10 protein-coding genes are annotated in these 15048 nt (G+C 29.0%); 4 read left to right on the top strand and 6 right to left on the bottom strand.

Annotated features, from left to right (window positions below):
* Window positions 1–30 precede the first annotated feature (30 nt).
* Window positions 31–2415 carry a ribonucleoside-diphosphate reductase subunit alpha gene (locus CRV01_RS00770; protein WP_129006096.1) on the bottom strand — a complete coding sequence of 795 codons (2385 nt, stop codon included), beginning with the start codon at window positions 2413–2415 and terminating at the stop codon, window positions 31–33.
* 29 nt (window positions 2416–2444) lie between these two features.
* Window positions 2445–3776: an adenylosuccinate lyase gene (gene purB / locus CRV01_RS00765; RefSeq protein ID WP_129006094.1), complete on the bottom strand. Its 1332-nt coding sequence runs from the start codon at window positions 3774–3776 to the stop codon at window positions 2445–2447.
* Window positions 3777–3925: 149 nt separating this feature from the next.
* Between purB and CRV01_RS00760 the strand changes: the two genes are divergently transcribed.
* Window positions 3926–4846: an RluA family pseudouridine synthase gene (locus tag CRV01_RS00760; protein ID WP_129006092.1), complete on the top strand. Its 921-nt coding sequence runs from the start codon at window positions 3926–3928 to the stop codon at window positions 4844–4846.
* On the opposite strand, the gene CRV01_RS00755 is transcribed toward CRV01_RS00760, so the two are convergent.
* From CRV01_RS00755 to CRV01_RS13795, 4 genes are all read right to left on the bottom strand, one after another.
* Window positions 4836–7499, bottom strand: a complete 2664-nt coding sequence (locus CRV01_RS00755) for a transporter substrate-binding domain-containing protein (protein ID WP_129006090.1) — start codon at window positions 7497–7499, stop codon at window positions 4836–4838. The two genes, CRV01_RS00760 and CRV01_RS00755, sit on opposite strands and share 11 nt — an antisense overlap.
* Window positions 7500–7551: 52 nt before the next feature.
* Window positions 7552–8226 carry a response regulator transcription factor gene (locus tag CRV01_RS00750; protein WP_129006088.1) on the bottom strand — a complete coding sequence of 225 codons (675 nt, stop codon included), beginning with the start codon at window positions 8224–8226 and terminating at the stop codon, window positions 7552–7554.
* A complete protein-coding gene (locus CRV01_RS13800; RefSeq protein ID WP_258238275.1) occupies window positions 8226–8846 on the bottom strand; it encodes a HAMP domain-containing sensor histidine kinase in 621 nt (206 codons plus the stop codon). The genes CRV01_RS00750 and CRV01_RS13800 overlap by 1 nt, the downstream gene beginning before the upstream one ends.
* 80 nt (window positions 8847–8926) lie before the next feature.
* A complete protein-coding gene (locus tag CRV01_RS13795; protein ID WP_258238274.1) occupies window positions 8927–9283 on the bottom strand; it encodes a response regulator in 357 nt (118 codons plus the stop codon).
* Window positions 9284–9354: 71 nt separating this feature from the next.
* Between CRV01_RS13795 and CRV01_RS00740 the strand changes: the two genes are divergently transcribed.
* From CRV01_RS00740 to urtB, 3 genes are all read left to right on the top strand, one after another.
* Window positions 9355–11982 carry a response regulator gene (locus CRV01_RS00740; RefSeq protein ID WP_129006086.1) on the top strand — a complete coding sequence of 876 codons (2628 nt, stop codon included), beginning with the start codon at window positions 9355–9357 and terminating at the stop codon, window positions 11980–11982.
* Between the two features lie 108 nt (window positions 11983–12090).
* Window positions 12091–13371, top strand: a complete 1281-nt coding sequence (gene urtA / locus CRV01_RS00735) for an urea ABC transporter substrate-binding protein (protein ID WP_129006084.1) — start codon at window positions 12091–12093, stop codon at window positions 13369–13371.
* 66 nt (window positions 13372–13437) lie between these two features.
* Window positions 13438–15039 carry an urea ABC transporter permease subunit UrtB gene (gene urtB, locus CRV01_RS00730; RefSeq protein ID WP_129006082.1) on the top strand — a complete coding sequence of 534 codons (1602 nt, stop codon included), beginning with the start codon at window positions 13438–13440 and terminating at the stop codon, window positions 15037–15039.
* Window positions 15040–15048: the final 9 nt, after the last annotated feature.

Below are 15048 nucleotides of genomic sequence, written 5' to 3'. Positions count from 1 at the left end.
ACTTTTGTATATAAAAAGTGTAAGGTTATCTTATTGACAACCTGCACACTCCATACTTCTATCCTCAACATCATTAGAAGCCTCAGGAGATTGAGATCTTAAATAATATGTTGATTTAAGACCTAGCTTCCAAGCTGTAGTATAAATCTCATGTAGATATTTACCACTTGCTTTTTCTAAACTCATAAAGATATTTGTACTTTGCCCCTGGTCAATCCATTTTTGTCTAACAGCAGCAGCTTTAATAATATCTATTTGATCTACTTCATATGCTGGTGTATAATAAACCCAAGTTTCAGGACTTAAGTTTGGTACAACTACAGGAATAAGTCCTGATAAGTTCTCTTCAAACCATTTTCTTTTATAAACTGGTTCAATCGCTTGTGTTGTTCCAACAAGAATCGAAATAGATGATGTAGGAGCAATAGCCATTAAGTAACCATTTCTCATACCATTTGTTTTTACTTGTTCTCTTAATACTTCCCAATCATATCCTGCATCAAATAGGTCTTTATCTACAAGTGCATTAACTGATTGTGGTGCATGGTCATGTGGCATAATACCTTTAGACCAGTTTGAACCTTCAAATGTAGGATAAATACCTTTTTCAACTGCAAGTTCACTTGAAGATCTAATTGCATTATAAGAGATTGCTTCCATAACTGAATCAATCTTCTTAAAGTGTTCTTCACTACCCCATACAAGCTTTTGTTCTGCAAGCATTTGAGACTCACCCATAACACCAAGACCAATAGATCTTGATTTTAAGTTTGTAGCTTTTACTTTTCTTAGAGGATAGAAGTTTAAGTCAATTACATTATCAAGCATTCTAACTGCAATTGGAACAACTCTCTCAATATCTTCTTTTGTGTTGATTCTAGATAAGTTTACTGATGCTAAGTTACATACAGCTGTATCTCCATCAATTTTCTCTTTTTCAACTATAAATACTTTTTTACCGTTTATAGAGTCAAGTGCAGTTACTTTATTAGCTTTCTTTTCTTGTCCACCATCTATAAGAATAGTATCCTCTTCTTCATATGTTTCAATTGTTCCATCTTCAAACTCTAACTTAATTTTATAGTGGTTAGGGTTTGTATTTTGGAAAATCTCCGTACAAAGATTTGAAGACCTAATATGACCAACGTGAGAATTTGGGTTAGCTCTATTTGCATTATCTTTAAAGCATAAAAATGGGCTTCCAGATTCAAAATAAGAAGTTAGAATTTTTTTCCATAAATCTTTTGCTTTGATTCTATCTTTTGTAATAGACTCGTCATTTTCATACTCTTCATATCTTTTCTTGAACTCATCACCATGAAGTTCTGATAAATCTTTTACTTCAAATGGGTCAAATAAAGTCCAATGAGAGTCTTCTAGAATTCTTTCCATAAATAGGTCTGTAATCCATAATGAAGGAAATAAATCATGAGCTCTTCTTCTTTCTTCACCAGAGTTCTTTTTTAAATCAATGAAATCTGAAATATCCATATGCCATGGTTCAACATATACTGCAATTGCACCTTTTCTAGTACCTAATTGGTCAACTGCAATTGCAATATCGTTTGTAATTTTAAGGAATGGAACTGTACCACCAGCTGCATTTTTATGGCTATCAATAGAACCACCTAAGGCTCTGATTTGATTCCAATCCCAACCAATACCACCACCATATTTAGATAGTAATGCCATCTCTTTATATCCATCAAAGATACCTTCAATATTATCTGGACTTGAACCAATATAACAAGAGCTTAGTTGGTGTCTATTTGTTCTTGCATTTGATAATGTTGGTGTTGCAAGCATAACTTCAAACTTAGATACTACATCATAGAACTCTTTTGCTCTTTGTTGTTTATTCTCTTCATTTTGAGCTAAGAACATAGCAATAGCCATAAACATATGCTGAGGAAGTTCTATTGGATTTCCATCTTTATTTTTGATTAGATATCTATCATATAAAGTTTTGATTCCAAGATAGTTAAATAATAAGTCTCTGTCTGAATCTATATACTCATTTAAATCATCTAAGTCGAAACCTTCACCAAGATTAGGGATTAACCTACCTGCTTCTTTTCCATATCTTAAATAGTCTTTTAAATGGCAATATGGCTCACCTTTGATTCCATGAGTTGATTTTCCAACTCTATGGTAAAGGTCAAATAAAAACAGTCTTGCTGCTACAAATGTCCAGTTTGGAACATCAATATCAATTTTTTCTACTGCTGTTTTAATCAGTGCATCTTGAATATCAGCAGAACTCATTCCATCAACAAACTTAATTTGTGCATCAAGTTCCAACTCAGATTGAGATACTCCATCTAAATCTTTTGTTGCATCGATTGTCATTTTTTGGATTTTAGTGATATCTAAAACCTCTTTTCTCCCGTTTCTTTTTTTAATCATAATTGCCATATTGCTTGCCTTTTTCGATTATAATTTATTTATTTTTTAAAAACTCTGTTGAAAATTGCATCTACATTTTTAGTGTAGTAGTCGTAGTTAAAACACTCTCTAATTTGCTCTTCACTTAATTTAGCTCTTAAATCTTCATCTGCTAATAAGTGTCCTAAGTATAATGATTCACCATTTTCATTTGTAGTTGGTTTTCCTTGTTGAATCTCTTCCCAAACTTTCATTGCATTTCTTTGAACGATTTTATAAGCATCTTCTCTTGAAACACCAGCTTTTGGAAGTTCTAATAATACTCTTTGTGAGAATACTAATCCACCAGTTTGGTTTAAGTTTTTCATCATATTTTCTGGCATAACTGTTAAGTTAGCGATTACATTATTCATTCTATGAAGCATGAAGTCAGTTGTAATAAATGCATCTGGTAACCAGAATCTTTCACTTGATGAGTGTGAAATATCTCTTTCATGCCATAATGCAACATTTTCCATTGCAGGAATTGCATAAGCTCTGATTGTTCTTGCAAGACCTGTGATATTTTCAGTTAAGATAGGATTTCTTTTGTGAGGCATTGCAGAAGAACCTTTTTGACCTTTTGCAAAAAACTCTTCTGCTTCATAAACTTCTGTTCTTTGTAAGTGTCTTACTTGAACTGCAAACTTTTCAATAGAAGAAGCCATTGTTGCAAGTGCCGTTGCAAGTCTAGCGTATCTATCTCTATGAACAACTTGGTTTGAACAAGGTTCAGGTTTAAGCCCAAGTTCTGCCATTGCATACTCTTCAAGCTCTAATGGAGCGTGAGCAAAGTTACCCATAGCTCCAGAGATTTGACCTACAGAAATAACTTCCATAGTCTCTTCAAGATTTTTAAGGTGTCTTGCCATTTCGTCATACCAAACTGCAAGAGTAAGACCAAATGTAATAGGCTCCCCATGGATACCATGGCTTCTTCCTACCATTAGTGTAAACTTATGCTCTTGGGCTCTTTTTTCAATAGACTCCATTAACATCTTTACATCATCAATAACAATTTTTAAAGAGTCTCTCATTTGTAATGCAACACCTGTATCAACTGCATCTGAAGAAGTCATTCCGTAGTGGAACCATCTTGATTCTTCTCCAAGTGATTCTGAAACACTTGTATTAAATGCAATTAAATCGTGTTTTGTAACTGCTTCAATCTCTTCAATTCTTTCAACAGAGAAAGTAGCATTTTCAACGATTTTTTTACAATCTTCATCAGGGATAAGCCCCAATTTATTCCATGCTTTTACTGCAGCTTTTTCTACTTCAAGCCATGCAGCATATCTTGCATGTTGTGTCCAATGTTTTTTCATTTCTTCTCTGGCATATCTTTCAACCATTTGCAAATCCCTTGTAATCTATATTTATTAAATTTTATTAAAAACTTCTTATTTTTTTAGTATGATATGTTATCTAAATTAGCCAAAATTTTATATTAATTTTTGTATATCTTTTGCCTAAAATTTTACTTAATTTCTAGGATACAATATTGCCATTCACTTTAAAAAAATTTTCAGTTACTAAAGGTAAAACTATTCAAATTGCATTATTACAAGACTTAACTCTAAGCCCCAAGATATCGAGTCGTATGCTTAGTCGTGGTAGAATCTTCAATAGTAACAAAGTACCTTATAAGATATCTCAAGTTATAGAAGAAGATTATATATACATGGCTGTTTTTGAGGGACATACTAGAGGACTTAATCCTCTTATTACATTTACTGATTTTGCTATTTTTGATAAGCCATCTAACTTAATGATTCACCCTATATCTAAAAGCACGGAATATTCACTTTTGGATGAAATAAGATATCACTTTGGAGACAAAGCTAATCAAGCCCATAGAATTGATGCAGAAACTTCTGGTTTAGTTTTAGTAGGACGTAATAATAAAACTACTAATGCCCTCGCAACTATGTTTGAAAAAAAAGAGTATAAAAAAGCTTATCTTGCCATTGTAAAAGGTAAACTTGAAAAAGAAATAACTATTGATAAAAACCTAAAAAAAGAGGGAAAAGCTATTGGCGTTAGAATGGCAACATGTTCTAAAGAAGAAGGAAAAGAATCAATAACTAATGTAAAGCCTTTAAAGTACAATAAAGATAAAGACTTAACACTAATAGAAGTTAATCCAATTACAGGAAGACAACATCAAATAAGAATACATCTTAATTCAATCGGTCATACTATTTTAGGTGACCCTATTTATGGTGTTTGTGATGAAGTTGCTGAAGAGTATTTAAATAAAACTATTTCTAAACAAACAAGAATTAAACACAGTGGTTCTTATAGATTGTGGTTGCAAGCAAATTATTTAGAGTTTAAATACAAAGGTGCAATTTATAAAATATACTCAAAGAATAAAGATATATATCAAGAGTTTGATAAAGAGTTTATTCTTAAAAAGTAATAGTAAAGCTAAGACCTTTGTACTCTTTTTTATTATAAGTGAATTTACAATTTTTTGCCTCAATAGAAGCATTTGCTTTTTCTAATATATTATATGTCATATATAAACCAAGCCCTGTTCCTTGGGATTGGTGTTTTGTTGTAAAATATGGCTCAAAGATTTTATTAATAATATTTTCATTTACTCCGCCACCATTGTCTTTTATAATGATTTGCACTTTATTTTCTTTATTTTCTTTTACTTCTAAAAATATAAGTTTGTCTTCATTTTTTTGTTTTAGAATATCAATTGAATTATTTATGATATTTATTAAAGCTTGAAGAATATTATTTTGTCCACCTATTAATTGTTTATTTATTTTATTACTTAAGATTAAAGTTATTTGTTCATTTTGAATAGAAGGGTTTAATAGCCTTATTAAATTATCAATTAAATCTTTAATATTAAACTCAGAAGAAGAGTTTTCACCTTTTATAAAATGTCTAAAGTCATCAATAGTTTGTGATAAATATTTTGCATTAGATAAAATCAATTTACCCTCATCTAAAACTTTTTTCTTATCAAAGATTCCTAGTTCCTCATAAACTTCCCAACTTGTTGTAATTACTGTTATTACACTCAAAGGTTGTCTCCATTGATGAGCAATATGACCTATCATTTCACCTAATGCTGCCATTTTAGATTGTTCAATTAAAAGTTTTTCTTTATTTTTAATATCAGAGATATCAATAAGTGAAGAAATTCTTACATTTTTCCCACTAAGCTTTAAGTTTACACCCTTCCCTAGCGCTTTAATATTTGTTCTATTTTCTGTTAAAATCTCTAACTCATAAGGATCTTTTACTGTATTTTTTATTTTATTTTTAACAAGACTTCTATGTTTTTTTGATATAAAATTCAATAAATCTTGTCCAATCATCTCTTCTTTTGATGAATATCCAAAAAGTTCAACTGCAGAATCATTTACTTCTATACATTTTCTATTTTCTGTAATTAGGATTGCTTCCATTGTAGAATTCATAATACTTTGTATATCAGAATAAGACTCTTTAAGTCTTTCGTTATATTTTTTTAATATATTTTGTCTATAAATAAATACTGTTAGAATGATAATAAAAATAAAGAAAACTAAGAATACTAATTTATAGTCTATTTTCTTTTCTACAACCGTTGTTTGAATCCAATTAGAATTTATATCTTTTCTTTCTTGTAAAGTTATAGAATTAAATGCTTTGTCAATTATTGACAATAATAAAGGCATATCTTTTTGTATTAAATAGTGATGTTCGATATCAAATGCAGTAGTCCCTGCAACTTTCAAGTTTTTTAGATGTAATTCAGAAATATAATACAAAGAAGTTGCAATATGACCAACAAAAGCATCTGCTTTTCCATTTTCTACTGCAATTAAAGCTTCTGGAATATCTTCAGTTATAAAAAGCTTCATATTAGGATAGTTTTTAATTATAAAATTATAACTTGTATAAAACTTTGGAACAGCAATTGTTGCATTCTTTAAATCAGCTAAACTATCTAAATAAGTATATCTATCATCTGTTACTATAACAAAAGGATATTTAGCATATCTATTTGAAATTAAACCTAATTGTTTTTCTTGGGGACTTGAACCAACTCCTGGAACTAAATCAATTTTTCCTTCTTTAAACTGTTGCAAAACATGAGTCCAAGATTTTGAAGGTATAAACTCAAAATTTAAACCTGTTCTTTGTGAAACTAAGTCTAAATACTCCCCCATGATACCTTTCATTTTATTATCTTCAATAATTGATAAAGGCTTCCAGTTTACTTCACTGTACTTTATTGTTGGATTAGATTTAATAAAAGACAATTCCTGTTCTGTAAAATTTATTTGATTGTCAAATCTATTATTTATCCACTTTTTTGCTAAATATGAAAACTCTTCAGGTTCTATTTTATTTAAAGATTTTTCAATTATATCTCTTAAAATAATATTGTCTTTATGAGTTGCAAATCTTAAGTCTTCTTTTTTTATAGAAGTAAACTCCCCATGTACTTTTAAAGTATAAAAGGTATTATCACTTATTGCTTTTTGACCTGTAGTATATGAAGCTAAAAAATAGTCTGCTTTTCCAGTAATTACAGCTTGTGCTTTTTCAAAACTTGTATCTAATTCTAAAACTTTTATACCAAGTTTTTTTAACTGTTTTATATAAAAAGTACTTCTTGAAACTGCAATAGTTTTACCTATTAAACTTTTATTATCTTTATATTCTAAATTTGCTTTCAATCCAAATATAAAAGTTGGAATCTCATAATAAGGACTTGTGTATATAGCATATTCTGTTCTTTCATCAGTATAAGAGATATCTGATATTAAATCAACTTCTTTTTCTTTAAAACTTGTTAAAGCATCAGACCATCTTGAAGTTTTTACCTCAAACTTTAGTCCACTGATTTTTTCTATTCTTTTTAAAATATCTAAAGTAAAACCTTTATGTTTATTTCTTAATTCAAAAGAAAAAGGTTCAAAATTGTTAAGCATTGAAATTTTTAATACAGGATTATTATTAATGTAGTCAAGTTCACTTTTTGTGAACAACTTATCATTTCTTCCAAAAGATAAAGAGGATAAAAAAACAATTAAGATAAAACATCTAAAAATATAACCCATCAAATTTCCTTAATAAAGAAATGTATAATTAAATAGCTTAAATTATTACATTTTATGCTTTTATTTTCCTTATCATTTTGTAACCAACACCCCGAATATTTACTATCATTCCACTTTTTAGTTTTTTTTGTAATTTATGAATCATACTTCTCATACTAACAGCTTCCATCTCTTTATTATCCCAAACATATTCGTGAATCATCTCTGAAGAGACTGTTTTATCAAGATTATTTATAAAAAGTGTAAGAAGAAGTTTCTCCTTATGAGTTAGTACAATTTCATGCCCTAATTTATAAAGTATTTGGTCTTTTGAATCAAAAGTTAATCCATAGCCTAAGTCTATAATATCGTTATCAACATCATTTTTTAAAATTGTTTTTATATGATATTTTATATGAAGAATAAGCTCTTCAAGTTCAAAGGGCTTTTTTAAATAATCATTACAACCTAAATCATATGCTTTAGAGATATTATCAATGTCAAGTTGAGCACTTACAATTATTACAGGTAGTTGTTCATTTACCTTTCTTATTTGTTCTAAAACCTCATGTCCAGAAAAACCAGGAACATTTATATCTAAAATATATAAATCATATTTGTTGTTTAAAATATGAGTCATTGCAGAATAACCATCATCTACACTAGTTACAAAAAAGCCTCTATCTTCTAAAGCATTACAAATTAGTTTGTTTAAAGAAAAATCATCTTCTAATAAAAATATCTTCATCAATCTTCCTTTACTATAGCACCAATATTAAAAATAAACTTTGTACCCACTGATTTTTTGCTCTTTATTTCAATATCGATATTATATTTATCACAAATCTCTTTTACTATATTAAGACCTAAACCTAAACCTAACTTTTTATTTGATTGTTGATAATAAGCATCAAAAACTTTTGTAGTATCTTCTATACCAATTCCAAAATCTTCCACAAAAATAATTGTTTCGCCCTCTTCTTTTCCAAAGAAAATATTTATTTCATTTGAAGCTTTACTGTATTTAATTGCATTACTTAAAGTATTATCTATTACTCTTTCAAACTCGTATTCATTCATTAAAATATAAAGTTCATGGCTATACTCTAAATTAATATGGATATCTTTTGTATTTGCTAACTCATCAAAGAATAATACCCTTGAACTAATAAACTCTAAAAGATTTATTTTTGTTACTTTATATTCCCTTGATTGTTTTTTTATTTTGTATGAAAGGTCTCCATATATAGAAGATAAAGTTTTTACTGAAGCTTTTATTGTTTCAATTTGTTTTGAAGGTCCATATTGTTGTTCTATTAAGTCGGTATTTAAAGAGATTATTGAAATAGGTGTATTTACTTCATGCATAATTTTTTTTACAAATAAATCTTGTTGTAGCAAAAGTCTTTGTATTTCTATTTTATTTTTATGAATTTGTAATTGGGTTTTTATTCTAGCTTGTATTTCTTTTGGTTCAAAAGGCTTTGTAATATATAATCAACCCCTCCTTCTTCAAAAGCTTGTACCTTGTCATTTATACTATCTAAGGCTGAAATAAATATAATCGGAATGTCTTTTAAGCACTCTTCTTTTTTAATTAGCTTACATAATTCATAGCCATTCATATTTGGCATTTTTATATCTAAAAGAATCAAATCAGGAGGATTTTTTTTTGCTGCTTCTAGTGCTACTTTTCCATCAGGAGTAGCTCTAATATCATAATCCTCTTCTTTAAGTACTTTGTTTAAATATTGTAAATTTTCTAACTTATCATCTACGATTAAGATAGTATATTTTTTAATCATATTACCTCAAATATTATCTTGGTTTTTAGTTATTATAACTGAAAACAACAGAAAGAAAATAGACAAGCTGTATGAAACTTAAACAACTATTTATTATTTTACTTATCATCAATAGTACCGCTCTTATAAGTGTTGTTTTTATCTTAGGAGAGTATCAAAAAGCAGTAGATAAATTAGAAGCTGCCTATAAAATGCAACATCGTTCTTTAGTACTAGCAGATGAGTTAAGACAAAGTAGTGATGACTTAACAAGAATGGCTAGAACACATGTTATTACAGGTAAGCAGATGTTTAAAGAGCAGTTTCATACAGTACTTGATATAAGAAATGGGAAAAAACCTAGACCTTTAAACTACAATAGAATTTTTTGGGATTTTTATACACTTGAAGGCTCAAATCCAAAACTTGATGGAGAAAAAACTCCACTAAGACAACTTATGAAAGAAGCAGGTTTCCCAGAAGAAGAGCTTGCTTTATTGTACAAATCTCAACAAGAATCCGATGATTTAACAAACCTAGAAACAAAAGCTATGAATGCCATTAAAGGTATTTTCCAAGATAAAAAAGGAAACTATACAATAAAAAAAGAGCCTGATTTTAAGCTTGCTAGACAAATTATGCATGGGGAGAAATACCATAAAGCAAAGATAGCTATTATGAAACCTCTAAATAAGTTTTACAAAGCCTTTGAAACAAGAACACAGCAAAGAGTTAATGAAGCTAGACAGACTGTAAAAACAATGGAGACTTATCTATCTGTTGCTGTTTTATTTTTGATTATTCTTTTTGTTTTCTCTTTTGTTTTTGTAATACTGCATAGAATTATTCATCCAATAGAGATATTAAATAAAGGTATGCTTGAACTTTCTAAAAATAAAATGGATATAGCTTTACCACAAAAAGTATTTATGGATGAAATAAGTGAAATGATTGGAGCAGTTGAAGTATTTAAAGATAATGCTATTCAACTAATGGAATCACAAAAACAAAATAGAAGAATTCTAGATTTAGCAGGTGAGGGTATTTTTGGTCTTGATGCTAAAGGAAGATTTATTTTTGTAAATCCAACAGCTTCAAAGATATTAGGATATAGTTCAAAGGATTTAATTGGTAAATATCTAAATAAAACTATTGGAAAACACTTATTTAAAAAAGGTGCTCAACAAAAAGAGAGATTAATGCTTATTCAAAATGAGGAGCAAACATTTTATTCTAAAACAGGGCAACTTTTCCCTATTGATTATGTTAGTACTCCTATTTATAGTAATGACTCTAGTATTTTAGAAGGGTCAGTTGTTGTTTTTTCAGATATTACAAAAAGAAAAGAGTATGAAAACCAATTAAAACAAGCGACCCTTGAAGCACAAAAAGCAAATAGATCTAAGTCACTATTTCTAACAAATATGTCCCACGAATTAAGAACACCCTTAAATGCAATTTTAGGATTTGCAACTCTTTTAAAAAAGTCTAAAAATATAGATAAAACAGAAGTTCAAAATATCAATACTATTTATAGTAGTGGAAAACATTTACTTTCTTTGATAAATGAGATTTTGGAATTTGCAAAAATAGAAGCAGGGAAACTGCAAATAGAAGCAAATGAATTTGATTTATACTCTTTTTTAGAAGAAATAGAATCAATATTTACTTCAAGATGTCAAGAAAAAGCCTTAAATTTTAACTTGCAAAAAGATGAAAATTTGCCTAGATATATTAAATGTGATGAAAAAAGATTAAAACAGATATTTATAAATATTTTAGGTAATGCCCTAAAGTTCACAAAGCAAGGAACAATCGAAGCTCTTATAAAAGAGAAAGATTCAAAACTTTATGTAACGATAAAGGATACAGGAATAGGAATGAGTAAGGATGCATTAAATCTTATTTTTAAACCCTTTGAACAAATTGAAGAAAAAAAGCATAAACATAATGGTTCAGGATTAGGGCTTACCATTACCAAAGAGCTTATTGAAAAGATGAAAGGAGCAATAGAAGTTACAAGTGAAATAAATAAAGGAAGTAGCTTTTTGTTTAATATTGAAATACAAAGAATCAAACATTTTAAAGAAAAAGATATCAATAAAGAGTATGAAGTAAGTATTCCTGAAAATTTAAATTTTCAAGTTATTGTTGCAGATGATACAAAAGCAAATAGAGACTTACTTGTACAGCTACTTAATTCATACAATATTAAAACTATTGAAGCAAATGATGGACAAGAGGTTATTGAAAAACTAAAAAATAACTCTATTGATTTAATCTTTATGGATATTCAAATGCCTAATCTAAATGGTCTTGAAGCAACAAAGCTTATAAAAAAAATTAAAAATATTCCTATAGTAGCTATTTCAGCAAATGTTTTTGAAGACGATAAAAAAGAAGCTTTAAATAGTGGTGCAGATCACTTTTTGCCTAAACCTTTTGAGGAAGTAGATATTATTAAAACACTAGAAAAGCTTTTAAACATTGAATTTAATTATAAAAATAACTCTTCTTTAGAAAAGCAAAAGTTTATCTTAGAAGAAGCTATTGCAAAAAAAATTGATGACTATACAAGTACATTAGATAAAGACTCAATATTTGAAATACTTGATTCAAATACTATAAATAAAGATACAAGTACTCATATAAGGGACTTACTCGAAGAGTTTCAGTTTGAGAAACTCTCAAAACTATGTAAATCTATGTATAAAAACTAACCAGTAAAATCAAACTTATCAACAAAAAGAAACACTAAGACAACACTACTTTTTTATACTACTTCCAAAGAATATCAAAATAGATATTTTAATTTCAAAGGAGAAAATATGAAAAAGTTGTTTGCTAAATCTTTATCGATTGCAGCATTAGTTGCTATGACATCATTAGCTCAAGCTGCTGATACAATCAAGGTTGGTGTTTTACACTCTTTATCTGGAACTATGGCAATTTCAGAGACTACATTAAAAGATACAGTTTTAATGCTTATTGAAGAACAAAACAAAAAAGGTGGAGTTCTAGGGAAAAAGCTTGAACCTGTAGTAGTTGATCCTGCTTCAAACTGGCCACTGTTTGCTGAAAAAATGAGAGGATTACTAACTAAAGATAAAGTTGATGTAACTTTTGGTTGTTGGACTTCTGTTTCTAGAAAATCTGTTCTTCCTGTTGTTGAAGAGTTAAATGGACTTCTTTTTTATCCTGTACAATATGAAGGGGAAGAGTCATCTAAAAATGTATTCTATACAGGTGCGGCGCCAAATCAACAAGCTATTCCAGCAGTTGATTACTTAATGAATGAAGTTGGTGTTAAAAGATGGGTTTTAGCAGGGACTGACTACGTATATCCAAGAACAACAAACAAAATCTTAGAATCATATTTAAAAGCAAAAGGCGTAAAAGCTTCTGATATTATGATTAACTATACTCCATTTGGTCATTCTGATTGGCAAAGTATTGTAAGTGATATTAAAAAATTTGGTTCAACTGGGGCTAAAACAGCAGTTGTTTCTACAATCAATGGTGATGCAAATGTTCCATTTTATAAAGAGTTAGCAAATCAAGGTATTAGTGCAGAAAATATTCCTGTTGTTGCATTCTCAGTAGGGGAAGAGGAGTTATCAGGTATTGATACAAAACCACTTGTTGGTCACCTTGCAGCATGGAACTATTTCCAAAGTGCAGACTCTGATTTAAACTATGATTTTATTGATTCGTGGAAAAAATATATCAAAGATGATAAAAGAGTTACCAATGACCCTATGGAAGCTACTTATATTGGATTTAACCTTTGGGTAAAAGCTGTTGAAAAAGCTGGTACTACTGATGTTGATAAAGTTAGTAAAGCTATTATTGGTCTTGAGGTTCCTAACTTAACTGGTGGAACAGCTAAAATGCTTAAAAACCACCACTTAACAAAACCTGTACTTATTGGTGAGATTCAAGAAGATGGGCAATTTGAAACTGTTTACTCTACTGATGGTGAAGTTGCAGGAGATGCTTGGTCTGACTTCTTACCTTCATCTAAAGATGTTATTGCAGATTGGACTGACCCTATAAATTGTGGTAACTACAACACAAAAACTAAACAATGTTCTGGACAAAACTACTAAAAAACTAAACAAAAAAGAGGAGCTTATCTTCTGGGATTTCTCCTCTTTTTTTATAAAGGTACTTGCATGAAAACTAATATATTAAAGATAGTCTTTCTTAATCTATTTTTTATCACTTCACTTTTTGCAAACTTTGAAGAAGATATAAAGCAACTTCAAATTGACAGTTTAAAAACTAAACAAAAAGTTATTATCGAACTTGCAGATAAATATGCAGACGATGATAGAATAAATACTCTATTTACTAAAATCAAAGATGGAGACCTTTATTATAAAAAAGATAATAAAGAGTTTGTTGTTTTAGTAAAAAAAGAGGGAAGAAATTATCATACTAAAAACTTTTTTACTTCAAAGGATTTAGAACCTCAAAGTAGAAGAAATTTTAGTAAAGTAAAATCAAACAATAGATTAAGAAGTATTATTAAAAATAAATTAGCAGAGATGAATCTATTCTCAAAGAAAAAAGAAAAAAGATTAATATCTGCAAAAAATTTACTAAAAAATCTTGATAAAGACTCTAAATTACTTATCTCAAAAGCATTAAAAAAAGAAAAAGATAGTGATGTAAAAGAGATTTTGGTAGAAGCAAATACTATTTTAAAAGCAAAATATTCTAAAGGCAAGGAACAATTAATAGCAGCTAAAGAATTAGGTGATTATCTTTCAAACCAAACAATTATTGCATTAAAAGAGATTATCAACAATGAAAACAACTCAAAAGAGCTTATAAAAACTGCAAAATCTTCTTTAGGAAATGTTGAAACAATTAGATCATATTATGCAGTTGTTGAAAAAGCATTTTTTGGTCTTAGCATGGGTTCTGTTTTACTTCTTGCAGCTATTGGACTTGCAATTACTTTTGGTGTAATGAAAGTTATTAATATGGCCCATGGTGAAATGATGATGATTGGAGCTTATACAACATATACTCTTCAGCAAATTATGCCAAACTTAATAGAATACTCAATTTTAATAGCTATTCCTGCTGCATTTATTGTAAGTGGTATTGTTGGTATTATTATTGAAAGACTTGTTATTAGACACCTTTATGGAAGACCTTTAGAGACTTTACTTGCTACTTTTGGGATTAGTTTAATCCTACAACAAGTTGTTAGAACAATCTATTCTCCTTTAAATCAAGAAGTTAAAACTCCTTCTTGGATGAGTGGAGCATTAGAAGTTAATTCTGCTCTTTCTCTTACATATAATAGGTTATATATCATTATTTTTGCTTTATTAGTATTTGTTGGAATATTAATGGTTCTAAATAAAACTTCTCTTGGGCTAAAAGTGAGAGCTGTTACTCAAAATAGACAAATGGCACAAGCTATGGGGATAAGAACTTCATGGATAGATGCTATGACTTTTGGTATTGGTTCAGGTATTGCTGGTATTGCTGGTGTTGCTTTATCTCAACTTACAAATGTGGGACCAAACTTAGGACAAGCGTATATTGTAGATAGTTTTATGGTTGTTGTATTTGGTGGAGTTGGAAATCTATGGGGAACACTAATTGGAGCAATTACACTTGGTGAAATCAATAAATTTATGGAACCAGTTGCTGGAGCTGTTTTAGCAAAAGTAATTATTCTTGTATTTATTATCTTATTTATTCAAAAAAGACCTAGAGGACTTTTCCCTCAAAAAGGTCGAGATGCACAAGATTAAGGTGGAAAA

Source organism: Arcobacter sp. CECT 8983 (assembly GCF_004118855.1).
In the GTDB taxonomy this organism is placed as follows: Bacteria; Campylobacterota; Campylobacteria; order Campylobacterales; family Arcobacteraceae; genus Halarcobacter.
The sequence above is the reverse complement of the archived record's forward strand: the minus strand, read 5'-3'. Positions and strand labels throughout refer to the sequence as shown.

Coding starts and splice junctions, on each gene's coding strand:
- CRV01_RS00770 (WP_129006096.1), bottom strand. CDS start 2,415: ATGGCAATTATGATTAAAAAAAGAAACGGGAGAAAAGAGGTTTTAGAT.
- purB (WP_129006094.1), bottom strand. CDS start 3,776: ATGGTTGAAAGATATGCCAGAGAAGAAATGAAAAAACATTGGACACAA.
- CRV01_RS00755 (WP_129006090.1), bottom strand. CDS start 7,499: ATGGGTTATATTTTTAGATGTTTTATCTTAATTGTTTTTTTATCCTCT.
- CRV01_RS00750 (WP_129006088.1), bottom strand. CDS start 8,226: ATGAAGATATTTTTATTAGAAGATGATTTTTCTTTAAACAAACTAATT.
- CRV01_RS13800 (WP_258238275.1), bottom strand. CDS start 8,846: ATGCATGAAGTAAATACACCTATTTCAATAATCTCTTTAAATACCGAC.
- CRV01_RS13795 (WP_258238274.1), bottom strand. CDS start 9,283: ATGATTAAAAAATATACTATCTTAATCGTAGATGATAAGTTAGAAAAT.
- CRV01_RS00740 (WP_129006086.1), top strand. CDS start 9,355: ATGAAACTTAAACAACTATTTATTATTTTACTTATCATCAATAGTACC.
- urtA (WP_129006084.1), top strand. CDS start 12,091: ATGAAAAAGTTGTTTGCTAAATCTTTATCGATTGCAGCATTAGTTGCT.
- urtB (WP_129006082.1), top strand. CDS start 13,438: ATGAAAACTAATATATTAAAGATAGTCTTTCTTAATCTATTTTTTATC.